General features: G+C 68.6%; 23 protein-coding genes. 9 read left to right on the top strand and 14 right to left on the bottom strand.

The genetic code is table 11. The features are described 5' to 3' along the window. Positions 1-3 precede the first annotated feature (3 nt). The 6 genes from AC0662_RS01680 to AC0662_RS01655 are packed head-to-tail and all read right to left on the bottom strand — an operon-like array spanning position 4 to position 7,105. On the bottom strand, positions 4-1,014 hold the full coding sequence (locus AC0662_RS01680) for a zinc-binding dehydrogenase (protein ID WP_478297790.1): 1,011 nt from the start codon (positions 1,012-1,014) through the stop codon (positions 4-6). A gap of 28 nt (positions 1,015-1,042) precedes the next feature. Continuing rightward, positions 1,043-2,407: an MFS transporter gene (locus AC0662_RS01675; RefSeq protein WP_478297788.1), complete on the bottom strand. Its 1,365-nt coding sequence runs from the start codon at positions 2,405-2,407 to the stop codon at positions 1,043-1,045. 19 nt (positions 2,408-2,426) lie between these two features. Beyond that, entirely contained in the window at positions 2,427-3,893 is a 1,467-nt protein-coding gene (locus AC0662_RS01670; protein WP_478297786.1) for a mannitol dehydrogenase family protein, read from the bottom strand. A gap of 5 nt (positions 3,894-3,898) precedes the next feature. Beyond that, on the bottom strand, positions 3,899-5,116 hold the full coding sequence (gene manD, locus AC0662_RS01665) for a D-mannonate dehydratase ManD (RefSeq protein WP_452195903.1): 1,218 nt from the start codon (positions 5,114-5,116) through the stop codon (positions 3,899-3,901). A gap of 10 nt (positions 5,117-5,126) precedes the next feature. Next, positions 5,127-6,074 (bottom strand): 2-hydroxyacid dehydrogenase, encoded by a 948-nt coding sequence (locus tag AC0662_RS01660; protein ID WP_452195902.1) that lies wholly within the window; start codon positions 6,072-6,074, stop codon positions 5,127-5,129. Further along, positions 6,071-7,105: a LacI family DNA-binding transcriptional regulator gene (locus AC0662_RS01655; RefSeq protein ID WP_452195901.1), complete on the bottom strand. Its 1,035-nt coding sequence runs from the start codon at positions 7,103-7,105 to the stop codon at positions 6,071-6,073. Before AC0662_RS01655 ends, AC0662_RS01660 begins: the two co-directional genes overlap by 4 nt. 218 nt (positions 7,106-7,323) lie before the next feature. Here AC0662_RS01655 and AC0662_RS01650 point away from each other — a divergent pair, with 218 nt between their 5' ends. From AC0662_RS01650 to AC0662_RS01635, 4 genes are all read left to right on the top strand, one after another. Beyond that, a complete protein-coding gene (locus AC0662_RS01650; protein ID WP_452195900.1) occupies positions 7,324-7,545 on the top strand; it encodes a hypothetical protein in 222 nt (73 codons plus the stop codon). Between the two features lie 21 nt (positions 7,546-7,566). After that, positions 7,567-7,728 (top strand): hypothetical protein, encoded by a 162-nt coding sequence (locus AC0662_RS01645; protein WP_478297783.1) that lies wholly within the window; start codon positions 7,567-7,569, stop codon positions 7,726-7,728. An 86-nt stretch (positions 7,729-7,814) separates the two neighbouring features. Next, the gene (locus tag AC0662_RS01640) at positions 7,815-8,288 is read left to right on the top strand and encodes a hypothetical protein (RefSeq protein WP_478297781.1); all 474 of its coding nucleotides are present in this window, start codon (positions 7,815-7,817) and stop codon (positions 8,286-8,288) included. A gap of 256 nt (positions 8,289-8,544) precedes the next feature. Beyond that, positions 8,545-10,086, top strand: a complete 1,542-nt coding sequence (locus AC0662_RS01635) for a right-handed parallel beta-helix repeat-containing protein (RefSeq protein WP_478297779.1) — start codon at positions 8,545-8,547, stop codon at positions 10,084-10,086. A gap of 140 nt (positions 10,087-10,226) precedes the next feature. Here AC0662_RS01635 and AC0662_RS01630 read toward each other — a convergent pair whose 3' ends face one another. Continuing rightward, the gene (locus AC0662_RS01630; RefSeq protein ID WP_452195896.1) at positions 10,227-10,370 is read right to left on the bottom strand and encodes a hypothetical protein; all 144 of its coding nucleotides are present in this window, start codon (positions 10,368-10,370) and stop codon (positions 10,227-10,229) included. A 259-nt stretch (positions 10,371-10,629) separates the two neighbouring features. Between AC0662_RS01630 and AC0662_RS01625 the strand changes: the two genes are divergently transcribed. After that, positions 10,630-11,253 (top strand): TMEM175 family protein, encoded by a 624-nt coding sequence (locus tag AC0662_RS01625; RefSeq protein ID WP_478297777.1) that lies wholly within the window; start codon positions 10,630-10,632, stop codon positions 11,251-11,253. Here the strand turns inward: AC0662_RS01625 and AC0662_RS01620 are convergent. Further along, complete coding sequence (locus AC0662_RS01620) at positions 11,250-11,573, bottom strand: glutaredoxin domain-containing protein (RefSeq protein ID WP_478297775.1); 324 nt, start codon at positions 11,571-11,573, stop codon at positions 11,250-11,252. The two genes, AC0662_RS01625 and AC0662_RS01620, sit on opposite strands and share 4 nt — an antisense overlap. A gap of 524 nt (positions 11,574-12,097) precedes the next feature. Between AC0662_RS01620 and AC0662_RS01615 the strand changes: the two genes are divergently transcribed. The 3 genes from AC0662_RS01615 to AC0662_RS01605 are packed head-to-tail and all read left to right on the top strand — an operon-like array spanning position 12,098 to position 15,326. Then, positions 12,098-12,751 carry a response regulator transcription factor gene (locus AC0662_RS01615; RefSeq protein WP_452195893.1) on the top strand — a complete coding sequence of 218 codons (654 nt, stop codon included), beginning with the start codon at positions 12,098-12,100 and terminating at the stop codon, positions 12,749-12,751. Continuing rightward, positions 12,742-14,022, top strand: coding sequence for a sensor histidine kinase (locus AC0662_RS01610; RefSeq protein WP_478297773.1), 1,281 nt, complete (start codon positions 12,742-12,744; stop codon positions 14,020-14,022). Before AC0662_RS01615 ends, AC0662_RS01610 begins: the two co-directional genes overlap by 10 nt. A 50-nt stretch (positions 14,023-14,072) precedes the next feature. Then, complete coding sequence (locus AC0662_RS01605; protein ID WP_452195891.1) at positions 14,073-15,326, top strand: COG4705 family protein; 1,254 nt, start codon at positions 14,073-14,075, stop codon at positions 15,324-15,326. Positions 15,327-15,362: 36 nt separating this feature from the next. On the opposite strand, the gene AC0662_RS01600 is transcribed toward AC0662_RS01605, so the two are convergent. From AC0662_RS01600 to AC0662_RS01575, 6 genes are all read right to left on the bottom strand, one after another. Then, positions 15,363-17,426, bottom strand: coding sequence for a hypothetical protein (locus AC0662_RS01600; RefSeq protein WP_478297771.1), 2,064 nt, complete (start codon positions 17,424-17,426; stop codon positions 15,363-15,365). Positions 17,427-17,432: 6 nt separating this feature from the next. After that, positions 17,433-18,260 carry an undecaprenyl-diphosphate phosphatase gene (locus AC0662_RS01595; protein WP_452196102.1) on the bottom strand — a complete coding sequence of 276 codons (828 nt, stop codon included), beginning with the start codon at positions 18,258-18,260 and terminating at the stop codon, positions 17,433-17,435. A 90-nt stretch (positions 18,261-18,350) separates the two neighbouring features. Next, positions 18,351-19,256 carry a decaprenyl-phosphate phosphoribosyltransferase gene (locus AC0662_RS01590; protein ID WP_452195889.1) on the bottom strand — a complete coding sequence of 302 codons (906 nt, stop codon included), beginning with the start codon at positions 19,254-19,256 and terminating at the stop codon, positions 18,351-18,353. After that, the gene (locus tag AC0662_RS01585; protein WP_452195888.1) at positions 19,253-20,389 is read right to left on the bottom strand and encodes a hypothetical protein; all 1,137 of its coding nucleotides are present in this window, start codon (positions 20,387-20,389) and stop codon (positions 19,253-19,255) included. The genes AC0662_RS01590 and AC0662_RS01585 overlap by 4 nt, the downstream gene beginning before the upstream one ends. Positions 20,390-20,432: 43 nt before the next feature. Beyond that, complete coding sequence (locus tag AC0662_RS01580; protein WP_452195887.1) at positions 20,433-21,137, bottom strand: SDR family NAD(P)-dependent oxidoreductase; 705 nt, start codon at positions 21,135-21,137, stop codon at positions 20,433-20,435. Beyond that, the gene (locus AC0662_RS01575) at positions 21,134-22,519 is read right to left on the bottom strand and encodes an FAD-binding oxidoreductase (protein ID WP_478297768.1); all 1,386 of its coding nucleotides are present in this window, start codon (positions 22,517-22,519) and stop codon (positions 21,134-21,136) included. The genes AC0662_RS01580 and AC0662_RS01575 overlap by 4 nt, the downstream gene beginning before the upstream one ends. Positions 22,520-22,771: 252 nt before the next feature. Between AC0662_RS01575 and AC0662_RS01570 the strand changes: the two genes are divergently transcribed. Then, positions 22,772-24,115, top strand: a complete 1,344-nt coding sequence (locus AC0662_RS01570; RefSeq protein ID WP_478297766.1) for a sensor histidine kinase — start codon at positions 22,772-22,774, stop codon at positions 24,113-24,115. Positions 24,116-24,124 lie beyond the last annotated feature (9 nt).

The raw sequence follows: 24,124 nt of genomic DNA, 5'->3' as shown, positions 1-24,124 counted from the left end.
GGCTCAGGGCCAGAGGGTGAGGAGGACCTTGCCTGAGGTGTTGGAGTTGGTGGCGGTGGCGAAGGCTTCTACCGCCTCTGCGGCTGGGTACTCGTGCGTGACGATCTGTTCGAGGTGGGGGTTCTGGTCGAGCAGGGTGATCGCGTGGTCGATCTCGTCGTTGAAGCGGAGCGTGCCGCGGACCTGGAGTTCGCGGGATACCACCGGAGCGAGGTTCACCGGGCGTGGTTCGTCGGCCGGGATGCCGACCAGGACGACGGTGCCGCCGCGGCGCGCGGCCTCGAGGGCTGCGGTGATCGCCACCGGAACCGCGGTGCATTCGAGGACCACGTCGAAGGCCATCGACGGGATCTCGTCGGTCCCGACCTGCAGCGTGCCGTGGACGTCGAGCTCCCTGGCGCGTTGCAACGGACCCGGGAGTACGTCGGTCGTGACCACCTCGGTCGCGCCCGCCGCGAGCGCAGCAGCGGCGGCCAGGAGTCCGATCGCGCCCGAGCCGGACACCAGCACACTCTTGCCCACGACCCCGCCGGCGATCTCGAGGGCATGCAGAGCGACGGCCAGCGGTTCGGCCAGCGCGGCGCGGCGTAGCGGCAGCGACGCGGGCAGTACCCGGACCATGTCCTTGCTCACGACAACGAACTCGCACATCCCGCCCTGGGTGTGCGGCCAGGTGGAGGCGCTGCCGAGGTACGCGCCGTTCGGCCACAGGTGCGGCCGGTCCTCGATCCCGCGTTCCGGCGTACCGAAGGTGGCGGGGTGGATGGTGACCGGGGTGCCTGGTGCCAGGTCGCCGGACGGGTCGAGGTCGACAGTGCCGGACAGCTCGTGGCCCGGGACCAACGGCTCGCGGACGACGAACGAGCCGTTGGCACCCTCGTGGTAGTAGTGCAGGTCCGATCCGCAGATGCCGCCGTACGCCATCCGGAGGCGGACCTGGCCGGCCGCCGGCTCGGGGGTGGGGACGTCCAGCTCGACGAGGTCGAGCTTGCCCTGGATGACGATCGCCTTCATGACGCTCCTCGGATCGGTGGTCAACGGGTCAGGCCGTAGCGGTGGCCGTCGACGTGCGCGTCACCAGCGCGCCGTCGGTGGCGTTCTCGGGGGCGAGCAGGTCGCGGTCCTTGGTCTCCGGCGCGAACAGCGCGGCGCCGAACGTGATCGCCATCGCCAGGGTCATGTAGATCGCGACCGGCACCCAGGAGTCGAACTCACCCATCAGGGCGACGGCGATCAGCGGCGCGAACCCACCACCCAGTACGGCGGCGAACTCACGGCCGAGCGTGACACCGGCGTACCGGTACCGGCTGCCGAACAGCTCCGGGAAGTAGCTCATCGTCACCGCGACCCCGCCCTGGCAGGCGAACACGAACCCGATGATCATCGCGACGTAGATGATCGCGAGATTCCCGGTGCTCAAGGCAACGAACGTCGGGACCGGCAGCACCAGCAGCAACCCGGCGATCGCGAGGAACACGCTGCGCCGTCCGAACAGGTCAGACAGGTACCCGAGGACGACCGCGCCGATGCCGCCGAAGATCGCGCCGACCAGCAGGATCTCCGGCACCGTCTGCGCGTCGATCTTCACCGTGCTCTTGAGGTACGACGCCATGAACACCTGGTACGTGTACGACTGGACGCTCAACCCGACCGTCATCAGCGTCACCAGCGCGACGGCCTTCTTGCCGTTCCGGAACACCTCACGCACCGGCGCGGCAGCGGCGGCCCGCTCGGCCTTGATCTCCGCGAACACCGGCGTCTCCTTCAACCGGCGCCGCAGGATGTACGCCGCGATCGTGACGAACGCGCTACTCAGGAACACGACCCGCCAACCCCACGACAGCAACTGATCCTCGGGCAGCAACTGCACCAGTGCCCATGCTCCCGCGCCGAGCGCCGTACCGGCAGCCGCACCGGTCATCACGAGCGCCGCGAGCCGGCCGCGTTTGCCGCGGGCCGCGGTCTCGGTCAGCAGCGTGGCGCCGCCGGACTGCTCGGCCCCCGCGCCGAAGCCCTGCAGGAACCGGCTCAGCACGAGCAGGATCGGCGCCCACACGCCCACCGATTCGTACGTCGGCAGGACGCCGATCGCCATCGTCGCGACGCCCATCAGGGTCAGCGTGGCCACCAGGATCCACTTGCGCCCGAGCCGGTCGCCGTACCGGGAGAAGAAGAAGCCGCCGAGCGGGCGGGCGCAGAACCCGACCGCGTAGGCGCTGAAGCTGGCGAGCAGACCGGCCGTCGCCGAGATGTTCGGGAAGAACAGATGGCTGAAGACCAGCGCCGAGGCGGTCCCGTAGATGACGAAGTCGTACTGTTCGAGAGCGGTGCCGATCAGGCCGGCGAACGCGGCCCGGCGGACCTCCTGTTTCGAGGGTTCGGGCTGGGCGGGGTGGATCGTTTCCATGGCGGATCCTTCAGGGGTCTCAGGCAGCTGGCGAGGCCTGCGGCCGGGACGTTCGGGAGCGCGCGGCCTCGCGGGCCGCGGCGCGGACGCCGTCGCGGGTGACGACGGCGACATAGTCGGTGACGCGCCGGGCAAACTCGTTGCTCTCGGCAAGTTCGGTGGAGAACACCTGGCCGATCACCGACCGGACCAGATCCTCCGTACTACGGGACCGCGCCGCGAGCGCCCCGAGCCGCTCACGGGCCGGATCGACCATCGCCCGCGCGTGCGGACCGGGATCGAAACCGGGCAGGGGTACGACGCAACACATCCAGGCGGCCACGGTGAGAGCCAGGTGCTCCGGCATCACACCTTGACCCAGCAACTGCAGGGCGGGCTCGGGAACACGCTGCGGCAGTTTCACCGAGCCGTCCGTGCCGACCTGCTGGGTCCGGTGACCAAGTGCGTGGTTCGACCAACGATCGAACAGCGAGGCGACGTACGACTCGACGTCGAGGTCGCGCGGCAGGGTGATCGTCGGCAGGTACTCGTCCTCGAGCACCGAGCGGGCGGCGGACTCGATGAAGTCGACGCCCCGGGCCTCCGGGATCGTCGCGCGTCCGTCGAGCGCACCGAGGTACGCGATCAGGGAATGGGTGCCGTTCAGCAGCCGGAGCTTGACCAGCTCGTAGGCCTCGACCTCGTCGGAGAAGGTCGCGCCGGCGCGTTCCCAGGCCGGGCGTCCGGCGGTGAACCGGTCCTCCATCACCCACATCGTGAACGGCTCGGCCGGCACCGGACTCCGGTCGCGCACCCCGAGCAGCTGGTACGCCGTCTCTCGGTAGGCGTCCGTGGTCGCGGGGACGATGCGATCGACCATCGAGTTCGGGAAGCCGACGTTCTCCGCGACCCAGTCGATCGCGCCGGAGCGCGCCGCCTGCAGGAACTCCAGGATGAGACCGCGGGTCTGCGTACCGTTCGACTGCATGTTGTCGCAGTTCAGGACGGTGATCGGCGCCCCGTGCGTCCGGGCCCGGTGCTCCAGGGCGCGCGCGATCTGGCCGATCACGGTCGTCGGGGTGGCGCCGGCGAGATCGGCCGCGATCCCCGGGTGGTCGAGTGCGAGGCGATGCGTGCTCGGGTCCAGGCAGTAGCCGTGCTCGGTCACCGTCATCGAGACGATCCGGGTCTCCTCGTCCGCGATGGCGTCGACGACCGCGTCCGGGTTGTCAGCGGCAACGATCGCGCCGGTGTGCACGCCGGGGACCGAGATCGACGATCCCGCGGGCGACAGCTCCAGAACGGAGTACAGGCCGTCCTGGGCGTTCATCGCGTCCGCAACGGCCGCCGAGCGGCTCGCGACGCCGAGGATCCCCCACCCGTCACCGGCCTGCGCCGTGTAGACCGCCTGGTGTGCGCGGTGGAAGTTGCCCAGGCCGAGATGCACGATGCCCGAGCTCGTCGGCCTGCTGCTGAGCAGGTGTGCGGGGACCGTGGTGCGGTTCATCGCGGTCACCAGTCGGTCACGCTGCCGTCGAGGCGACGCGCGACGGGCAGGTAGGCAGGTTCGTACGGGAACTTCGCGGCGAGTGCTTCGTCCACCTCGACGCCGAGTCCGGGCGCCTCCCCCGGGTGCAGGTACCCGTCGGCAAAGGACCACGCGTGCGGGAAGACCTCGTGCGCGAGCGCGTCGTACCCCATGTATTCCTGGATCCCGAAGTTGGGCGTCGAGAGCCCGAGGTGGACGCTCGCGGCGAACGACACCGGCGAGACGTCGGACGGCCCGTGCGGCGCGGCCTTCACCTGGTACACGTCGGCGAGCGCGAAGATCCTGCGCAGGTGACTGATCCCGCCCGCGTGGGCGACGGCGACCCGGATGTAGTCGATCAGCTGCTCGGTGATCAGGTCCTTGCAGTCGTAGATCGAGTTGAAGACCTCACCGATGGCCAGCGGCGTCGTCGTGTGCTGCCGGACGAGACGCAGGGCCGCCTGGTTCTCGGCGGGCGTGACGTCCTCGAGCCAGAACAGGTCCGCGGGTTCCAGTGCCTTGCCGAGCCGCGCGGCCTGTTGCGGCGTCAGCCGGTGATGCGCGTCGTGCAGCAACGCCAGCTCGGGACCGACGTGCTCGCGAACAGCCGCGAGTACGGCGGGAACGTGGCGCAGGTACGCGTCGGTGTCCCACGACTCGACCACAGGAGACGCACCACGCTTCGCCGGCTCGTAACCGCTGGCCTCCCGATGCACGCCGTACACGGTCTCCAGCCCTGGTACGCCGGACTGCGCGCGCACCGCTCGGAATCCGTCGGCCCGGCGCGCGTCCACCTCGTCGAGCAACTGCGGAAGCTCCCACGCGGAAGCGTGCGTGTAGGCGAGGACTCCGTTGCGCACCGCGCCACCGAGCAACTGGTACACGGGCATGCCCGCGGCCTTGCCCTTGATGTCCCACAGCGCGAGGTCGACGGCGCTGATCGCGGCCATCGTGATCGGTCCGCGGCGCCAGTACGCCCCGCGGTACAGGTACTGCCAGGTGTCCTCGATCCGCGCCGGATCGAGTCCGATCAGCAGCGGGACGACGTGGTCGCGCAGGTAACTCGCCGCGGCGAGCTCACGGCCGTTCACCGTGGCGTCGCCGTACCCGACGACGCCGTCGGCGGTCTGGATCTTGAGGGTGACGTAGTTGCGGCCGGGGCTGGTCAGGATCACCTCGGCGGCGATGATGCGATCGCTCATGTGCGTGCCTTCAGAGTTGGACGACGTTACGCAGTTGCTTGCCGTCGGCAAGGGCGTTGACGTTCGCGGCGATGTCGTGGACGCGGCCGCGGAAGGTCTGCCGGGTGATCCCGGACAGGTGCGGCGTCAGCAGGACGTTGTCGAGTTCACCGAACGGACGGTTCGCGGGCGCGCCGCGGTCGCCGTCCGACGGGTAGGAGTACCAGACGTCGAGGGCCGCGCCGTGGATCACCTTGTCGCGCAGAGCGTCGTACAACGCGTCCTCCTGCACGAGCGGCCCACGGGCGACGTTGATCAGTACGGCGTGATTCCCGAGCAGCTGCAGCTCCGGCGTACCGATGATGCCGCGGGTGGACTCGGTGAGCGGCGCGGAGACGACGAGCGCGTCGGACTCCTCCAGCAGACGGGGAAGTCGCGTCGTGTCGCCGGCCCAGTTGAGGTCGTCCGCGTCGGCCTTGCCGCTCGCGGTCACCACCTGCGCCCGCGCCCCGAACGCTCGCAGCACTCGCCACGTCGCGCGACCGATGTGACCGAACCCGAGGAAGCCGATCGATGCCCCCTGCAACGTCTGTGGCTGCTCGAGCCCGCGGTCGTAGACGGGCGAGCGCCACTGTCCCTGCCGGAGCGCCTGGTCTGCTTGGGGAAGCTCGCGACGCAGACCGATCAAGGCCCAGACGATGTACTCCGCAATCGAGTCCTCGTGGTGGTACGTGTTCGCGACCGGGACTCCGGACGCCTTGATCCGATCCGTCCCGGCGCCCGCGACCTGCACGAGTCGCAGGCCGGGCGCGGCGTCGGCCATCTCCTGTGTGAACGCCGGACCGACGAGCACGTCAGCGGTTCGCAGCGCGCTCAGGAGGTCGTCGGGCAACCAGACAGCCTCGGTGGACGCGGGCAGGAGCGCCTCGAACTCTTCGCGGAGCGGGAGCAGGTTCGGGTCCGTGACGACGATTCTCATGCTTCGCTCCCCCGGCGCGCGGGCGACCAACCGGCCACCGGGCCAGTGCTCTGCCGGACCACCAACTGGGTCGGCAACGTGACGACCCGTGATTCCGCGGGCTGGTCCCCGGGATCGGCGCTCAGCCGCTGGTGCAGCATGTCGACACTCACCACGCCGGCGCGCGACATCGGCACCTGGATGCTCGTCAAGGTCGGTCGGGCGACCTCCGCGAGCGGCGTGTCGTCGATGCCGATCACGCTCAGGTCGCCGGGCACCTCGACGCCGAGTGCGACGGCGCCGGCCATGATGCCCAACGCCATCAGGTCGTTGTGCGCGATCACCGCGGTCGCACCGGACGCGACGACACTCGCCGCCGCGGCCTGACCACCGGCGACGGTTTCCGCCTGCCAGCCGATCAGGTCGAGCTCGATGTCGGACTGCTCGGCGAGGTCCTTGATCGCGCCGACGCGGTTCTGGTTCGACCACGACAGCGGCGACCCCTGCGCGTAGGCGACATGCTCGTGCCCGAGGACGCGCAGGTACTCCACCGCCTGCCGCAGCCCGTCGGCCGAATCCGGTACGACGCTGTTCGTCTCGTCGCTCGTGCGGTTCACCAGCACCAGCGGGGTGTCGCCGATCAGCTCGACGATGTCGTGCGCGGGCAGTCGCGGCGAGCAGACGATGAACCCGTCGACCCGCTCCTGGAGCTCGCCGATGATCTCCCGCTCGCGGTCCGGGCTGCCGTCGGTGTCGGTCAGCACGATGGTCTGCCGCCGGTTCCAGCCGTGCGCCTGGGCCGCCTTCACGAAGCTCGCGAACACCGGGTTGCCGATGTCCGGCACGATCATCGCGACCGTGGCCGACCGGGTCGGGAAGCCGGCGGAGCGCGAGCGGCGGCCTGCCGAGGCGACGTACCCGATCTCCTCGGCGGCCGTGACGATCCGGCGCAGGGTGTCCCGGCCGATCCGGTCCGGGTCACTGAACGCCCGGGACGCGGTGGACAGCGACACACCGGCACGCTGCGCCACGTCGGTCAGGGTGGGGTTCACGAAGGCTCCCAAAGGTTGCGCCAAGGTTTCCCCAAGATTGCGGCAACTTGCGCAAGCTTGTCAAGACCTGGTGCCGCGATGGAAAACCTAGGTGCGAGGAGTGCGGCGAGCGATGGCTTCGGCGGCGCGGGTGGCCGGGGTGAGGTAGAAGCTGGCCTGGTCACCTAACCTTCAGCCGCGCAACACCTCCGCCTACTGACGATCTCTGGGAGATGCATATGTATACAGAAAGGCTCCGGGTCGACGGTGAGCTCTTCGAGGTCTCGGTACGCCAGGACCACCCCGGTACCTACGACTACGACTGGGTCTCCGGCCCGAACCCCGGCTACGGCTTCAGCGAATCAGGCCCGCAGCAGCACCTCCGGACGCAGGCCGACCACGAGCAGGCGGTCCGCGCCTTCCTCTCCGGCATCAACCCCGAGACCGGCTACCTCGACTAGCGCGGGACATAGAGTGTCCCGGTGCTCACCATCGACCGTCTGGGACCCTCCGATCGCGCCGCCTGGCAGACGTTGTTTGCCGGCTACAACGAGTTCTACGGCCGGACGATGCCGGACGCGTTCTTCGACGAGGCGTGGCTCAGGTTCGAGCGCAACGACGAGGTCCACGCACTCGGTGCCTAACCGCAGTTTCATCCTTTACACCATCCCGCTGTAAACGCTTGGTCCAAGCTGGTGCCCGCCCCGATGACCCCCAGTGCAAGGTGCTCATGCCTGACTTGATTGCCGCCACCGCGGCTTGTATCGCCGCTGTCCTGTCCGGGCTTTCGCTGTTCGTCGGCGGCCGTCGGGAGGAACGCCGGTGGCGTCGCGAAGCGATGACCGACACCCTGGTGACCTTTCTCGACGCGAGCTTCTCGGGCCCGGGGCAGCGCGTGTACGACGCTCGTTCGCGGCGTGACGATCTCGCTGAGCATCGTCACGAGAGCGAGATCGCGCGACGTACCGAGATTGACGCGCTCACCAGGCTGCGGTTGCTCGCACCGAGCGACGTCGTACTCGCCGCCGAGCGCCTGCACGAGGCCGGCCATCAGGTGTCGAGCGCCGTGTTCGCATCGAACGGCCTACCGTCGGAGGAAGAGTGGCAACAACTCCGCCTCCGCCGACGCGGCGCCCGCGAAGAACTCCTCGACACCGCCCGCAAGACCCTAGGCCTAGGCCCCGCCCAAGCCATCGGCCGCTAAGAACAGGCGGCATCACTCCAACAGACGATCCGGCACCGCCCGCCGCCACTTCAACCACAGCTCCGACAGCCAGTCCGCACCGTCACACGACCGCGGCACGACGTCCTTGCTCTTTTGTCGCCGGCCGTTCCCGGTATTACGCCAAGACTCCGAAGAAAAGTCTGGGCGAACCGTTGACACTCTGTCAGGGGTGCCTAATTGTGTTCGATACTGATTATTCGTGCGCAGCAGTGCGCATCGCGATCGGAGCCGCCCTATGTTCTCCAGAACCCGTCTGCTGTCCGCGGTCGCCGCGGTCGGCTGCCTGTCGTTCGCAGTTCCGTCGGCGCCGGCGTCGGCCGATAACGGCACCGGTGTCATCCACGTGGACTGCTCCGGCAGCGGTTCCGGAGACGGTACGGCGGCCCGGCCGCTCACCACGCTCGCCGCCGCGAACGCCGTACAACTGCACGCTGGACAAGCCCTGCTGTTCAAACGTGGTTCGCGGTGCGTCGGCACCCTTGCTCCGTCCGGCGCGGGTGTGGCCGGCGCCCCGGTGCGGATCGGCGCGTACGGAGCCGGCCAGGCGCGGCCGGTCATCGACGGGAACGGAGCCCCGGACGCCGTCCTGTTGCGGAACACGCAGCAGATCGAGGTGCGCGACCTGGAGGTCACGAACGCGGCCAACCCCGGCAGCAACCGGCGCGGCGTCCACGTCCTGCTGGAGGACTACGGCCAGGGCCGGCACTACGTGATCGACAACCTCTTCGTCCACGACATCTGGGGCGACGACACGAAGAGCACCGGCGGCAGCGACGGGATCCTGTTCTCGGTCGTCGGCGACGTGCGCGAGAGCAACTTCGACGACGTCGCCGTCACCAATAACCACGTCGCCGGCGTCAACCGGGGCGGCATCCGGTTGGTGCCGTCGCAGTGGGAGCAGCGGGCCGTGGTCGGTTCCGTGGCGCCGTTCACCAAACCGTGGACCCCGAACACGCGGATCGTTGTTCGCGGCAACGACGTACGGGATGTCGGCGGTGACGGCATCGTGGTCCTGACCGCCAAGGACGCGCTCGTGGAAGGCAACCGGATCGACGGCTTCCAGCGCCGGTCGACCGGCTACAACGCCGGCATGTGGCCGTGGAACTCCGACGGTACGACGTTCCGCCACAACGAAGTGTCGGGCGGTGAGACCACGCGCGACGGGATGGCGTTCGACGTCGACCAGGGCACGGACGGCACCGTGTTCGAGTACAACTACAGCCACGACAACGCGGGCGGCTTCCTGCTGCTCTGCAACGCCGCCGGCCGGGTCGCCAACGCCGTGGTCCGCTACAACGTCAGCCAGAACGACTCGTACCGCGGAGTCGAGATGTGCTCCGGCCCGCTCCAAAGCGCACACGTCTACAACAACACGATCTACGTCGGTGCGGGTCACTCGATGACGGTGATCAACGAGAACACGACGGCACCACACAACGTCCGCTTCGACAACAACATCGTCGTCAAACAAGGCGCAGGCTCCGCAGCGATGCGTCTCCAGCCCGGTACGTCGGTCCGCCCGTCGTACAACCTGCTCGTCAACATCGGCGGCACGTTCGCGAACCCGGGCGGCTCGACCGCTGATCCGCTGCTCGCCGGGCCGGGTGCCGCGACCGGGATCGCCGACCTCGCCGGCTACCGCCTGCGCGCGGGCTCACCCGCCCTCGGCGCCGGCACGGTCATCCCGTCCAACGGCGGCCGCGACCTCTTCGGCCATCCCGTCTCCGCCGACCGCGCGCCCGCCATCGGCGCCGCCGAGGGGCCCGGGGTGCACTAGGGCGATCGAGTCCTCGCGGGATCCGGACAGGACCGGCGCGGTGGGAGGCCGCAGACGTTGTCAGCTTGGTTCAGCTGATGAAGTGCGCCGCGGGTGGCGTGCCAGATCCGCGTCGGCAACGAGGAACCCCGCACCGCTGGTCACTCGCTGCGCTCGGGCTGATCGGCGGTCGGTGGAGAGTCGTGGGGTTCTTCCTCAGCAGCTGGATCCGGCTCGTGGAGCGGGCCGGTGGGTGACAGCCAGGAGCGGGTGAAGGCGAGCAGCATCTCCAGGAATCGTCCCATCGGCACCTCCTCGATCCGTGGCTGCTGAGCCTGCCCGCTCCCACTTTCAAGCCGCTTTCACTCGCGAAGTACTACGGTGAGGCGCGCGCGAACGCCGTACAGCATGCGGAGACCTTCCAACTCGCCGACTACGGACGCACCGTCTCCGATGACGAACTCCGCCGCCTGATCCCCCTGTTCGACGGACCCCGGGCGCCGGGCGCGAACTCGGTCGCTGAGTGCGCGCTCGGTGGTACTTCTCGGCGTGCACACTATGGGCATGGTGGACGTGGGGACCAGCTACAACCAACTGTCCGGGCGCGACGCCGAACGGCTGCGGACGCTGGCTGACGGTGTCTTCGCCGTGGCGATGACCCTGTTGGTCCTGGACGTACGCCTACCCGAAGGCACCGAGGCGACGACCAACAGCGGTCTCTGGACTGAGCTGCAGGCGCTCGGGCCGCAGTTCGCGGCGTACCTGCTGAGCTTCACCATGCTCGGCACGTTCTGGCTGGCGGAGCACACGCTGCTGAACGTGTGCGAGCGCTCCGACCGAACGCTGGCGTGGTCCGTGCTGGCGTTCCTCTTCTTCGTGTCGACGCTGCCGTTCTCGGCGTCCGTACTGTCCTCACACGTTCACCTGGCGCTGGCCGTGGGCGTCTACTGGGCGAATCTGCTCGGTCTCGGGGTCACGCTCGGCTGGCAGGTCGTCCACGTCATGCGGGCCGGCCTCGCGGAGCGGTCCGAGTCCGTGCTCCTGATCCGGCGTCGGCTCGTGGTCGCCCAGACTCTTTACGCGCTGGCCGCGTCGATCTCGCTGCTCAACCCACCGGCCGCCATCATCGCGCTCGCGGTCGTGCAACTGTTCTTCATCGTCTCGCCCAGGCTTCCGTTCCGCTTCTAGTGCAGCTGGTCACGCACCCAGCGCGGCGCTGGGTTCACCCGGCTCTCGCCACCGACCACGACGGTCGGCACCGTCTCGTTCCCGTCCGCCACCGCCCGCACCGCCGCGGCCGCCTCCGGGTCGGACCAGATGTTCACCCACGAAGCTCCGCCGGCCGAGCCGAGCAAGGCGAACCGCAGCCGCAAACAAAACTGACACCCCGGCCGCCAGTAGACGATCGGCTTCCCCGCCCGCCCCGCCTCCGCCACACTCACCGACCGCGGAAACGCCACCGGCGAAAACAGCAGCCCGAGCAGCACGCACACCACGAGCTCCACCACGGCCACACCCCGCGACCCGCCTGTCCAAGACCAGCCGCCGAAAACCAGCCCCATCACCAAGAACCCCACCGCAAACTTCCAACTCCGCAACACCCCACCATCAAACCAGACACGGCCCCTCGCTCAAACGCTTACATCAGGACGCGCTCGAGCGACTCGGCTCCGCGCAACCACCAAGCGACCTACCCCATGCACCTCCAGAAGAATGCGCCGATCCCCGCTTCGGAGTACGACAACGTGAACGCGACGGCCCTCCTCCGTGTTCACGGCCACGTCGAGCCGGTCGGCTCGCTCGAGCGCTGCCGGTCCGGTACGACATCCCCTCGCGAGCCGTGCACCCCAAGCCGACGTACACCCGCCGAGTCGTGGCCCCTGGCACCGAAACACCGACCAGAACCCACGACTCGACGGCGCGGGTGTCCGCCTTTCGCCACGACTCGGCGGGCTGGGCGGGCGATCTGAGAGCCGCGGGCGACGGTCTTCGGCTCAGATGGTTCTCAGGTGGGGGTGGGTACGGTGCTTCGATGCCTAGGGTTGCTGTGTGTGAGGATGATTTGGCGCTGCGTGGGCTGTTGAGTCGGGCCTTGCGGCGGGATGGGCACCAGGTGGTTGCTTCGGCGACGGCTGGGGAAATGCTTGGCCGGCTCGTGCCGGAGCCGCAGGTTGTGATCCTCGATATCGGGCTGCCGGACGCCGACGGGCGGGACGTGTGCCTCGCGTTGCGGGCGCGCGGCGTTGATGCGCCGGTTCTGATGCTGACGGCCCTGGGCGGTACTCATCACAAGGTCAGTGGGTTCGAGGCCGGGGCGGACGACTACCTGACCAAGCCGTTCGACATCCCGGAGCTCCTGGTCCGCGTCCGCGCGCTGCTGAAGCGGACCACGGTTGCGGTCGCGGCGGATGAGGTGGTGCTCGATCCGACGAGTCACGAGGTACGGCGGGGGCATGCCGGCGAGTCGCTGACGCCGACCGAGTTCCGGCTGCTCGGGCGGCTCATCTCCGTGCCCGGTGAGGTCGTTCGCCGGCACTCGCTGGTCGCGGCGGGCTGGCCGCACGGGGCTCAGGTCAGTGAGAACACACTCGACTCCTACCTCCGCAGGTTGCGGGTGAAACTGGACCGCCTCGGGGTGGCTGAGCGGGTCGGCACTGTGCGTGGGGTCGGCTACCGATGGGACTGACCGGCTTCCGGGCGCGGATCGTCTCGCTGGCGGTGCTCACGGCGACGCTCGTTGTCGCCGTACTGATCGTTCTCAGCCATGTGCTCGCCTCGCGGGCGACCGAGACCGACACGCGTACGCTCGCTCGGACCCGGGCCGACGCCGTCGCGGCGACCGTTGAATCAGGCAACGGAAAGATCACCCTGGTCGAGGGCGCGGGAGACGCCTTCGACACCGTCGCCTGGGTCTTCTCCGACGGCCGTCTGATCGACGGCGAGCTGCACCCGACCGTCGCAGATGCGGTTGAGCGGCTGGGACTGACCGGCCGCAACGACTTCCTGCCGACGGGCCACTACCTCCTGTACGCCGAACCGCTGGCGGTCCCCGGACACAAGGTCACCGTGGTGGTCATGGTCGACCTCGCACCGTTCGAGAAGTCCGAGCAGCGCAACCTGGTGATGTCCCTGATCCTCGGTGCGCTCGTCATCGTCCTCGCCGGCGTCGTGGCGTACGTCGGGGTGAGCCGCGCGTTACGTGTCGTCCACCAGATGTCGGCGCTGGCGGACGAATGGGGCGACCACGATCCGGACCGGCGGTTCGGCCTCGGACCGCCGCGCGACGAGTTCGGTGAGCTGGCCCAGACGTTCGATCGGCTGCTCGACCGCGTGTCCGCGACGATCGCCGACGAGCGCCGGCTGACCGACGAGATCGCCCACGAGCTGCGCACGCCGGTGACGGTACTGCGTGGCGAGGCTCAGCTCGCGGAGATCTCGGGAACACAGGTCGATCCACAGGTCGTCCTCACCGAATCCGATCGCCTCGCGACGGCGGTGAGCACGATCCTCGATGCCGCCCGCACACGGAGCCGCCGTGATTCCTCCTGCAGATTGCGTCCGGTGATCCGCCAAGCCGTCGAGAGTCGCGCCATACCGGCCGACAAGTCGACGGGCGTCGAAGTCGACGGGCCGACGGATGTCGAGGTCGCCGTACCCGCAGAGGTCGTGCTGTCCGTGCTCGCCCCGCTGCTCGACAATGCCACGCGGCACGCCGGTACCAAGGTGTCGCTGGTCGTCGAGACAGCCGGAGCCGACGTCCTCGTGCATGTCCTCGACGACGGGCCGGGCTTCGATCCGGAGGACGTCGAGCGTGCGTTCACGCCCGGCCACAGCGCGACGAGCGGGCACGGATTGGGGCTGGCCGTCGTACGGCGGATCGCGATGGCGACCGGGATCGGCGTACGGGCGCTTGCGGAAGGCAACGGTCACGTCGAGGTCCGACTGCCGCGCACCTGACCGATTCGTAGTCAGGTTGTGTGCAGGTGGAATAGGCAAGTCTGGCCCGCATGACTACAGAAACTGCATCCCGTACGGCGGCGCCTCGCGTGCTGCTGAACAAGGTGCCCGAGGTCACCATCTGGTTCTGGCTGATCAAGATCCTCTGCACCACCGTGGGTGAGAGCTTCGCCGACTGGATCAACATGCAGCTCGGCGTGGGACTCATCGCCACCGCAGTGATCTTCACCGTGGTGTTCGCCACGGTCCTGATCTGGCAGATGACCCGGTCGCGCTATCAGCCGGCCGCATACTGGCTGACAGTCGTGGTCGTCAGCGTGACCGGCACGCTGTACACGGACATCCTGACTGACCAACTCGGCGTACCGCTGTGGATCAGCACCACGGTGTTCAGCATCGGACTCGCGGTCGTGTTCGGCATCTGGTGGGCCCGTGAGCGCACGCTGTCGATCCACAGCATCGTCACCCGGCCCCGTGAGGCCTTCTACTGGCTGGCCGTCCTGGTCACGTTCGCTCTCGGTACGGCGGCCGGCGACTGGACGCTCGAACTGACCGGGTGGAGCCCGGGTGTGTCCGTCCTGCTGCCGCTCGCCCTGATCGCGATCGTCGTCAGCTGCTGGCGATTCGGCGCGAACCCGGTACTGGCGTTCTGGGTCGCGTACATCCTCACTCGCCCGCTCGGAGCCAACCTCGGTGACTGGCTCGCCTCGCCGAAGGTCCCGGACAAGGGCCTGGGACTGGGGACGCTGGTGACCAGCATCATCTTTCTGGCGGCCATTCTGGCGACTGTCGTCTATCTGACGCTGACCAAGTCCGACGTGATCGAGGGCCATCAGCACCGGGACCAGAGCGCGAAGTACCACCGGCCGGGACGCGAGTGGCCGATGGCCGGCGTCATGCTCGCCTCCGCCGTCGCGGCCGCGGTCCTGCTCAACTGGGCGTCCGCCCAGCCGCACGCGAACGCGGCCGCCGAGAACGAGGGCCCGAACCCGGGCGCGAAGATCCACCTGACGTCGGCGCAGGCCGTCGCGCACTTCCCGAAGGCCGACGTCGCTCGCTACCAGGCACTGGTCCGTAGCATGCGGACCGATCTCGCGAAGAACGATCAGGGCGCGTTGAACGGCGCCGTGAACGCCTACGAGAAGGCCTGGGACGACGACCAGGACAAGCTCGAACCGCTCGACAAGAATGCCTGGGCCTTCATCGACAACGAGAACGACGCCCTGTTCACCTCAGTCCGCGAGACCAAGAGCCCCGCGGCCGAGAAGCAGGCGATCGACGCCCTCCTGAAAACCCTCGGCTGACCTCTGACGGCCTGAGCGAGACCGACCAGAACTCGCTCAGGCCGCGCCGCGGCGCGGTTGACGATCGGGACGTACTGGCTCGATCGTCAGGCCATGATCGCTGAAGGCCAAGGCGTCGACGAGCAGCGGGACCGCGACCGCACAGCAGACACCAAGGATGATGACGCCGGAGTCGTTGACGATCAGACCCACGACCGCGGTGACCAGACATGCCACGATGCACGGCCGGAGTAACGGTTCGGCGGCGAAGGCCGCGTCGGCGCGCAGCGCTCGGAATCGCTGCGGCCGGGTCACCAGTGCGACCGTGACCAGCACGATCACAGCGACGAGAACGGCGATCCAGGGTCGGTCGATGAACGACTGCGCGTTGGCATCGAGCTTGCGCCGCACCGTGCTGCCGGCGCTTCCGTCGATGACCTGCTGGACGAACTGGCCCAGGTGCGTCCGGCTCCCGGCGGGCCGGGACCAGTCGGCGAGCGCGATCCCCACGACCGCCGCGATTGCGACTCCGGCGGTGACCAGGACCCACCGGGTTCGGAGCCGGATCTGCGCGACCGCCGCGATCAGGACCGCGAAGCCAGGGACCAGCGCGAGCACTCCCCCGAAGTCGGCGCCGTACGACGGCCACCCGTCGACCACCACACTCGCGGCACCGATCCCCGCGACGGCCGCCACGGCCCATCGACGGCGCCCGTGGCCGATCAGCAGACTGGCGATCCACGTGCCGGCGATCAGCACGCTCACCGCGAAGACTGCGAACGCGACGTTTCCGAACCCGTAGAACCGGCCCGCGTCCAGCGGTGACAAGCCCCAGAGACTCGACAGCTGAAGACGAGACCCGGTCACAATGTCCACCGCCAGAACCACGGCCGTGACTGCTGCCACGAACCCTGCCGACCCGAGGCGATGTCGCCGCCACGGACCGAACCGAGCCAGAGTCCCGATCGCCACCGCCCACCCGATGGCGCTCGCCCACAGACCGATGCCCGCCCGGGAGAACCGCCACCACTGGGTCAGGTTCGCCAAGAAGGATGCCACTGGCAACGAGGCGGCGACGAGCAGCAGCCACTGCGGCCGGCGGAATGCAATCAACAGCGCGCTGGCGACCAAAGCGCCGACGGCCACAAACCAGTAGAACGCGACGATGTTGCCGTCGATGGTCTGTGCGGCGCGGTCGAACTGGCTCAGCTCACGGACCAGCGCCTGCGGATCACGCGGTGCACCGGGCGAGGTCCGCAGTACCGAACCGACGGCTCGAGGCGGCGCGTCGACGCCCAGCCCTGCGAGGATCGTCGGGGTGACGTCGGTCAGCTGCGCGAGCCCGCGCTGCCTGGTCGAATTCGCCTCGATCCAGCCCGCTGGGAAGCCGCCGCCGTGCACCAACAACGTCTGCAGGTGCGGTGTCGACTCGTTGGCCATGCCAACCAGAACAACCTCGGCGTGCGGGTGCGCGCTGGTTACCTTGCCGATCTCGGCGTCCATCGCGCTCAGGGCCTCGCGACGCCCCTGGCCCTGCGGAAGACTCCCGAGGTCGGCCACGGTCAACGGACACGCGCTCAGATCGGCACTGTCGAGTCGCGGGGCATAGCGCGCCACGTGACCTTGGGCGTCGGCGAGCGCGAGGCCGGCTCCAGGACCGACCGCGTTCGCGCAACCGCGGTGCGCGGCCCCGGCCGCCAACAGACCGAGCTCCGGGTTGTACGACGAATCGGCGCCTAGCCTCCCGATCTCGGACCATCGGGAGACGCTGGTACTCCCCTGCGACGACACCAACTCAGCGGGATCGGGACAGATTCCATTCGTCCGCGGCGCAACCATCCGTACGCCGGTGTTGAGCGTCAGCCAGGCATCGGCGGGACAGCTGGTCACGTCCGCCGTACGCACGGATACGGCCCCGACCGCGGACTGCCCGACCAGACGCCACAGATTCGGCGTCGCGGAAGCCGAGACGTCGGACCACTCGAGCCCGCCCACGCCGAGCACGATCACCTGGGGGTCGGCCGGCGGCGCCGCGGTCGCGTTCGACGGAAGAGCCAGACTCAGCGCCAAGAACCCCAGTGCCCCGAGCAGCACCGCCCAACAGCGTTCCGACGCTCTCATGTCGTACTACGTGGCCGAGACCACGCCACTGGTCAGGACCACCAACAGCGCGGTACCCAGCAGGACACGATAGAACGCGAACACCTCGATCGAGTGCTTGGCGACGAAGCGCAACAACCAGGCGACCGACGCGTACGCGACCGCGAAGCTCACGACCGTCCCGATGACCAGGGCCGCTGCCCCGGTGCCACCGCTCAGGGCGTCCTTCAGCTCGTACAGACCGGCCCCGACCAGCGCCGGGATGCCGAGCAGGAAGGCGATCCGGGTCGCCGCCACGCGATCCAGATCGAGAAACAGACCGGCCGAGATCGTCGCGCCGGACCGCGACACCCCGGGAATCAGCGCCACGCACTGCACCACGCCCATCACCACCGAGTCGAGCATCCGGATCCGGGTCAACGGACGGGTCCGCTTCCCGAACCGTTCGGCCAGGACCATCACGAGGGACCAGACGATCAGGCCTGCCGCGACCCACCACAGACTCCGCAGCGGACCCGAGATGATGTCCTTCGCGAGAAAGCCGACGACACCGATCGGCACCGAGCCGACGATCACGTACCAGCCCATCTTGTAGTCGAAGTCGGTCCGCTCGTCCCGGTTGGCCAGGCCTCGGACCCAGGCAACCACGATCCGCCGGATGTCACTCCAGAAGTACAGGACGACGGCAGCGATCGCCCCGACCTGGATCACGGCGGTGTAGCCGGTCACCGCCGGATCGTCGATCGACAGTCCGAGCATCTTGGACACGATGGTCAGGTGGCCGGTGCTCGACACGGGCAGAAACTCCGTCAGCCCCTCGACCACCCCCAGGACCAGCGAGTCCCAGATCGTCACGCCGTGCGTCAACTGCTCTCCTCGGTCGGTGCGGGTGTCGACAGGACCGTACCGACGCTCTCCTGAGCGGGACCTGAGAGAAATGGCGTGTCAGCCGCTATAGATCCCAATGGCCAGCAGCGCTGCCCAGGTGAGGCCCGCGATCAACAGCACGCGGTCGTGGAAGATCTCGTGCTCGGGTTCTTCCCCACGGCCGGTCGAGACCAGGAGCCCGTAGCGCAGCAATCCGGTAAGGAACGGGACGAACGAGATCGCCAGAAGTTCGCGGAGTACGTCGTGACCGAGGTACTGGAAGGCCCACATCCCGTACGACAACGCCGTACCGAGCAAGGCCACGGTCATCACCTGGTCGAGCCATGACGCTGGGTAAGCAGCCAGTACCGGCCTGCTCACCGCATTGGTGGCCGACACATGCTCGGCCTTCCGCTTTCCAGTCACCAGGAACATCGCACCGAACAACGACACCAGCAGGAACCAATGCGATACCGGGATCCCCGTCGCCGTCCCGCCGGCCGCCGCGCGGAGGACGAAGCCGAGGGCGACGATCATCAGGTCGACCACCGCGACATGTTTCAGCCCGAGGACGTACAACACCTGAGAGGCGAGGTACGCCGCGGCGAGCGCGAACGTCGACAATCCCAGGCTGCTTTCGATCGCGAGCCCGAGCAGCGCAGCGGTCACGCCGAACACCACGGCCATCGTCGGACTCAGCGAACCGGACGCGATCGGCCGCAAGCGCTTGCGCGGATGCCGCCGGTCGTCGGGCGCGTCCCGGATGTCGTTGAAGGCGTAGATCGCCGCCGCCAGCAACACGAACCCCACCGCGGCGAGGGCAGCCTCCAGCAGCACGACAGGAGACGTCAGGGCGCCTGCGGCCGCTGGTGCCGCGAACACCATCACCGCCTTGTGCCACTGCTGCGGCCGGCTCAATCGCAGCAACGCCCTTGCGGTGGATTCGTGCCGCACGACCGAGGTGCGGGTCTGCAGGTCGGTCATGACGCAGTCACATAGAAGAAGTCGCGCTGGTCGGCAACCAGGTAGCGATCCGTCGGCGAGTTCATCGAATGCAGCAGCCGTTGCCCGGTCACGGCACCGTTCGCCCCGGGCTGCTCGATGTCGAAGCTGACCATCGCCGAATGGATGTCGAGCTCCATACCTTGCACGATGCCCGCCTGCTCCATGGCGGCGGCCAGCGTCGCGAGGGTCAGCTTGTTGCCGGCGACGTAGATCAAGTTGCCGTGGGCATCAGTCCCGAGCCCGGACCGCCAGGTGTACTGGAACTGGCTGCGCACCGTTCCCCAGCGCCCGTTCGCATTCACCGTCAGGCCGGGAACGATCTGGTGGTCGACGATGACCGGATCGAGGTTCTGCCGGACCGCCACCACATCCTTGGTCATCCCCACGGTCTGGTTCCAGGTACCGATGCGCGCCGAACCGTCGCGCATGATCACCACGGACGCGCGACCGTCGACCAGCGGCACCGCCGGCTCCTGGTTCGTCCACCATCCGCCGTGCGAATCCTTCATCTTGAAACCGGCGTTGAACGTCGCCACCAACGCGGAACGGTCGGCGGGCGGAACGGAGTACCCCTCCTTGGACGCCATTCCGACGACCGGCTCCCGCGTCCCCGGCATCAGGTGCAGGTGATAGGTCCCCCGCGGCAACAAGGCCGCTGCCGCCGTGACCGGCAAGTGCCCGGGATCGGGCCGGAACCAGGTCGTCCACACCACGGGCACGCCGGACCGTGATTGCCGCGCTACCGCCCAGGTCCCCTCGTGCGCGAACGGCTTCGGCAGCAGCCGAACCACGGGCAGAGCGGCCGTACTCGCGTGAACAGCCGGCCGGCCGGGCCTTGGCGATGAGGTGGTCTCCGGGGTGGTGGTGTCGATCGGCGCTCCGGTCGCCGACGGTTGCTGGTGGGAGTACTTCCAGGTCTCGATGGTGTCGATCACCACCCCGCCGCCATGATCGCGGAACCACTCCACCGTCCGGACCGAGAAGCTGGCGTTTCCGGGGTACAGCAACGCCCGCACGTACGACACCACGGGAACGACCATCAGCAGACAGACGGCTAGTGCGATCCACCGTTTCCGCACCCGCCGCCTGCGCCTCCGAGCGTTCTGCTTCATGACCCCAGTAGATCGAGGCCGTCCTGAGAGGACACGGAGAAAGTCACCGCCAGGCAACGGGCAGCAGCCGTCGCGGTACCAGAGCCAACGCCCGTACGACGAAGCCCATCGGGCGCGGCACCCAGATGATCGTCTTGCGACCGTCCAAGGCCGCGGCGACCCGACGAGCCACATGCTCGGAATCCGTTGCGAGTGGGGGCTTCGCGAGGTCGGCGGTCATCCGGGTCGTGACGAAGCCGGGCCGGACGACGAGCAGCTGTACGCCGGTCTCCGCGGCCTGTCGCGCCAGCAGGACTGCCGTTGAGTCCGCCAACTGTTTGCCGATCGAGTACTCCGCGATCGACTGCCGCGGACGCACCGCGGCCGCCGAGGACAACAGCACGATCTGCTGAGGCTTGCGCTGTACCAATGCGCGGAGCAGGAGCGCTACCGCAAAGCCGTTCACGATCACGCCCTCCGCGAACGACTTCGTGGACATCGACCCCACGGCGACGATCGCGAGTTCGAGCGGATGCTCCGCACACGCGTGCTCGAGCATGCCGTCGATCTCCGCGGAGTCGAGCCCGGCGTCGTACTCTGCCGTCGTCACGGAGTACCCCGCATCGCGGAGCTTCTCGGCGTTGTTCCAGAGCTCTCCGCTGGGCCGACCGGCCAGGATCACCCGGCGCGGCGCCGGTCCGAGCAATCGGAGTAGCACGGCCATCCCGATCTCGGACGATCCACCCACAAGGAGCACCGAACCGGTCATGACAGCAGCTTCAGTCGCTCGGCGAGCCCGGACGTCCAGACCCCAGCCGGGTCCAGTTGGCTTCGAGTGCGCTGCCAGTCCGGGAGCCGCGGGTACATCACGGGAATCAACTCGGCATCGGTGACCGCGTCCTTTGCCAGGTAGACCCGACCACCGGCACCGGCCACTACCTTGTCGATCGGATGCAACGCGCCGGCGTCGTGCAACCACCGAGCCGGCAGATCGACGGCCAGCGTCCAGCCCGGAATCGGGAACGTCAGCGGCCCCGCCGTACCGAACCCGAGGTTCTTCAAGGTCGCCAGCGCCGGCGTCATCCCATGAGTGCTGAAGAAGGCAAGCACCTCGTGGAGCACCCCGACTTCATCCGGCGGTACGGCGAGTTGGTACTGGACCATGCCGCGGCGCCCGAACGCCGCAGGCCACGCGTCGGCACGATCGAGCGGGCAGAGCGCCGTACGCCTGGCGACGAGCTGTGAGTTGGCCGACCTGGTCAAGTGCCAGCGCGCGGCGGACGCCGTGGCGATGGTCGCAGCGGAAACGACCCCCGGTCCTGGCAACGATCGGAGTTCGCGCGTACTGGTCACCCGAGTCTCGGGGAACGGCGCGACCACACCAGGTAGATCGAGTGTCGAGGCGTCGTAGTACTCGTCGACGATCCCCCGCCCGGCTCTGCTGCCCCGCGCGTTCGCGTCGAGCCAGGCGATCACGTGCCGATCCGGATCGAGCTCCTGCCGCGCGGCCGCCGTACGCATCACCTCGACGGTCTCGTCCAGCGAGTGGGTCCGGACGCGGTTCCTGACCATCCAGCCGGTATCCACGCGCTGCAACTGGATCGCGGCACGCAGGATGACCCCGGTCAGGCCCATACCGCCGACCGTGGCCCAGAAACCGTCGGCATCCTGGCCGGCCGACATCCGAACCGCACTGCCGTCGGAGAGCAGTACGTTGATCCACAGGACATGGTGTCCGAACGACCCTGCTCCCGGATGGTTCTTCCCATGGACGTCGCTGGCGATCGCGCCGCCGACCGTGACGCGCTCGGTTCCGGGGACCACCGGCAGTTTCCAGCCCAACGGGAGCGTCTGGTCGATCAGGTCCTTCAGCAGGACACCGGCCTCGACGACGACGATGCCGTTCCGCTCATCGAACGCACTGATTCGGTCCAGACCGGTGAGGTCCAGCACGACTCCGTCATCGGCGACCTCCCCCGGCAACGCCGCGTCACCGTAGCTCTTGCCCGCGCCGCGCACGGTGATCCTGGGCTCGGACAGCACCACGTCGACCAGCCCGGATTCGAGGGCCGGTCTTCGGACCTCGGCCGTCCGGCGGAGCGTTCGACCCCAACCGGACAGCGACTGCGTGCTGGGACTGTCGGCGATCATGCTGTCGACGCTAGGTACTGCCGGCTGAGAGTGTGCTGAGCCACCACGATCCTTCCCGGTGCCGACAGCAACTATCCCGGGACGGCCTCTCAGGCGGCCCTCAGGCTCCGGACGCGACACTTGATGCAGCGTCCGCCTCTGCACCGCTGTCCCTTGCGACGATGGCCGGGACGGAGGAGCCAACGAGCAGAGGACAGGGAGCTCCAGTTGTCAGGACTGCGTAGCGCGATCTCCAGACTGAACCGCGCGAGCGTGCGGAGCAGATCAACCGCGGCCGCGGTTCTGGTCGTCGCGGTGGCGATGGCCGTCGGCGCCGCTCTCCTGTTGTTCCTGCTGCAGCGAGGTCTCATCTCCGCGGTGTCCGACGCGGCCGACGGGCGCGCGGCCGACGTCGCTGCCCAGGTGAGTGACGAGGGCGTCGAGAACCTCGGTACCGATCTCGCCAAGACGACCAGAGCGAGTCAGATCGTGCAAGTGCTGGACAGTTCGGGGAAGGTGGTCGCCGCCTCGTCCGCGCGGGCGGAGTCGGCGCCGCTGACGCACCTGAAACCCGCCGCGAACACCGTGCAGCGGGCCGAGGTCGGCGAGATGCGACTGCTCGATGACGATCACGACTACCTGATCGTCGCGCGCGGCGTCCAGTACGGCGGTCAGACGTACTCGGTCGTGGTCGCGTCATCCGTGGCCACGCAGCGATCGACGCTCGCGACCGTCACGCAGTACCTGCTGATCGGGTTTCCGGTGCTGTTGCTCGTGGTCGGTACGGCGAGTTGGCTGCTCACCGGGCAGGCGCTCAGGCCGGTGGAACGGATCCGGAGGCGGGTGCAGGGCATCGAGTCCAGCGACCTGACCGAACGGGTGCCCGTGCCGCAGACCGATGACGAGATCGCGCGCCTCGCCGCGACGATGAACGAGATGCTGGACCGCCTGCAAACCGGACAAGCCACCCAGCGTGCTTTCGTGGCCGACGCCAGCCACGAGCTCAGGTCTCCGCTCGCGACCATCGCCGCCGGCCTCGACGTCATCGAGGCCTCCGCCCGCGGACAGACCTGGCAGGAGTTGCACCACCTGATGAAAGGCGAGGCCGAGCGCATGCGGCGCCTCGTCGAGAACCTGCTCCTGCTCGCGAAGGCCGACGACGCCGCCCTGCCGATGCATCGCACCGAGGTCGACCTCGACGATCTGGTGGACATGGAGATCCTGCGGCTCCGCGAGAGCAACCAGATGAAGGTCGTGGGCGACGTACACCCGGTCCGGGTGTTCGGCGATCCCCTGCGACTGAGCCAGCTGATCCGCAACCTCGTCGAGAACGCCGCGACGGCCGCGCACAGCACGGTCCGGCTCAGTACGACGGCACAGGACGGTCACGCCCTGCTCACGATCCAGGACGACGGCGACGGCATCCCGGAGAGGGACCGGCAACGGGTCTTCGAGCGGTTCGTCCGCCTGGACACGAGCCGCGCCCGGGCCAGCGGGGGCTCCGGCCTCGGCCTCGCGATCGTCCGGGAGATCATCAAGGCCCACAACGGCACCGTGACCCTGAGCCCGGCCGACGACGGCGGCACCACGGCGACGGTGATGCTGCCACTCCCCTGAGAACGCGGT

The organism is Kribbella sp. NPDC043289, from assembly GCF_056436705.1.
The sequence above is the reverse complement of the archived record's forward strand: the minus strand, read 5'-3'. Positions and strand labels throughout refer to the sequence as shown.

Bases quoted from the DNA above. Each gene is read 5' to 3' on its own strand.
- AC0662_RS01585 (WP_452195888.1), bottom strand. From the start codon at position 20,389: ATGAAGCAGAACGCTCGGAGGCGCAGGCGGCGGGTGCGGAAACGGTGG.
- AC0662_RS01670 (WP_478297786.1), bottom strand. From the start codon at position 3,893: ATGAACCGCACCACGGTCCCCGCACACCTGCTCAGCAGCAGGCCGACG.
- AC0662_RS01630 (WP_452195896.1), bottom strand. From the start codon at position 10,370: ATGGGACGATTCCTGGAGATGCTGCTCGCCTTCACCCGCTCCTGGCTG.
- AC0662_RS01610 (WP_478297773.1), top strand. From the start codon at position 12,742: ATGGGACTGACCGGCTTCCGGGCGCGGATCGTCTCGCTGGCGGTGCTC.
- AC0662_RS01660 (WP_452195902.1), bottom strand. From the start codon at position 6,074: ATGAGAATCGTCGTCACGGACCCGAACCTGCTCCCGCTCCGCGAAGAG.
- AC0662_RS01650 (WP_452195900.1), top strand. From the start codon at position 7,324: ATGTATACAGAAAGGCTCCGGGTCGACGGTGAGCTCTTCGAGGTCTCG.
- AC0662_RS01590 (WP_452195889.1), bottom strand. From the start codon at position 19,256: ATGACCGACCTGCAGACCCGCACCTCGGTCGTGCGGCACGAATCCACC.
- AC0662_RS01640 (WP_478297781.1), top strand. From the start codon at position 7,815: ATGCCTGACTTGATTGCCGCCACCGCGGCTTGTATCGCCGCTGTCCTG.
- AC0662_RS01575 (WP_478297768.1), bottom strand. From the start codon at position 22,519: ATGATCGCCGACAGTCCCAGCACGCAGTCGCTGTCCGGTTGGGGTCGA.
- AC0662_RS01675 (WP_478297788.1), bottom strand. From the start codon at position 2,407: ATGGAAACGATCCACCCCGCCCAGCCCGAACCCTCGAAACAGGAGGTC.
- AC0662_RS01680 (WP_478297790.1), bottom strand. From the start codon at position 1,014: ATGAAGGCGATCGTCATCCAGGGCAAGCTCGACCTCGTCGAGCTGGAC.
- AC0662_RS01635 (WP_478297779.1), top strand. From the start codon at position 8,545: ATGTTCTCCAGAACCCGTCTGCTGTCCGCGGTCGCCGCGGTCGGCTGC.
- AC0662_RS01625 (WP_478297777.1), top strand. From the start codon at position 10,630: ATGGTGGACGTGGGGACCAGCTACAACCAACTGTCCGGGCGCGACGCC.
- AC0662_RS01615 (WP_452195893.1), top strand. From the start codon at position 12,098: ATGCCTAGGGTTGCTGTGTGTGAGGATGATTTGGCGCTGCGTGGGCTG.
- AC0662_RS01580 (WP_452195887.1), bottom strand. From the start codon at position 21,137: ATGACCGGTTCGGTGCTCCTTGTGGGTGGATCGTCCGAGATCGGGATG.
- AC0662_RS01605 (WP_452195891.1), top strand. From the start codon at position 14,073: ATGACTACAGAAACTGCATCCCGTACGGCGGCGCCTCGCGTGCTGCTG.
- AC0662_RS01600 (WP_478297771.1), bottom strand. From the start codon at position 17,426: ATGAGAGCGTCGGAACGCTGTTGGGCGGTGCTGCTCGGGGCACTGGGG.
- manD (WP_452195903.1), bottom strand. From the start codon at position 5,116: ATGAGCGATCGCATCATCGCCGCCGAGGTGATCCTGACCAGCCCCGGC.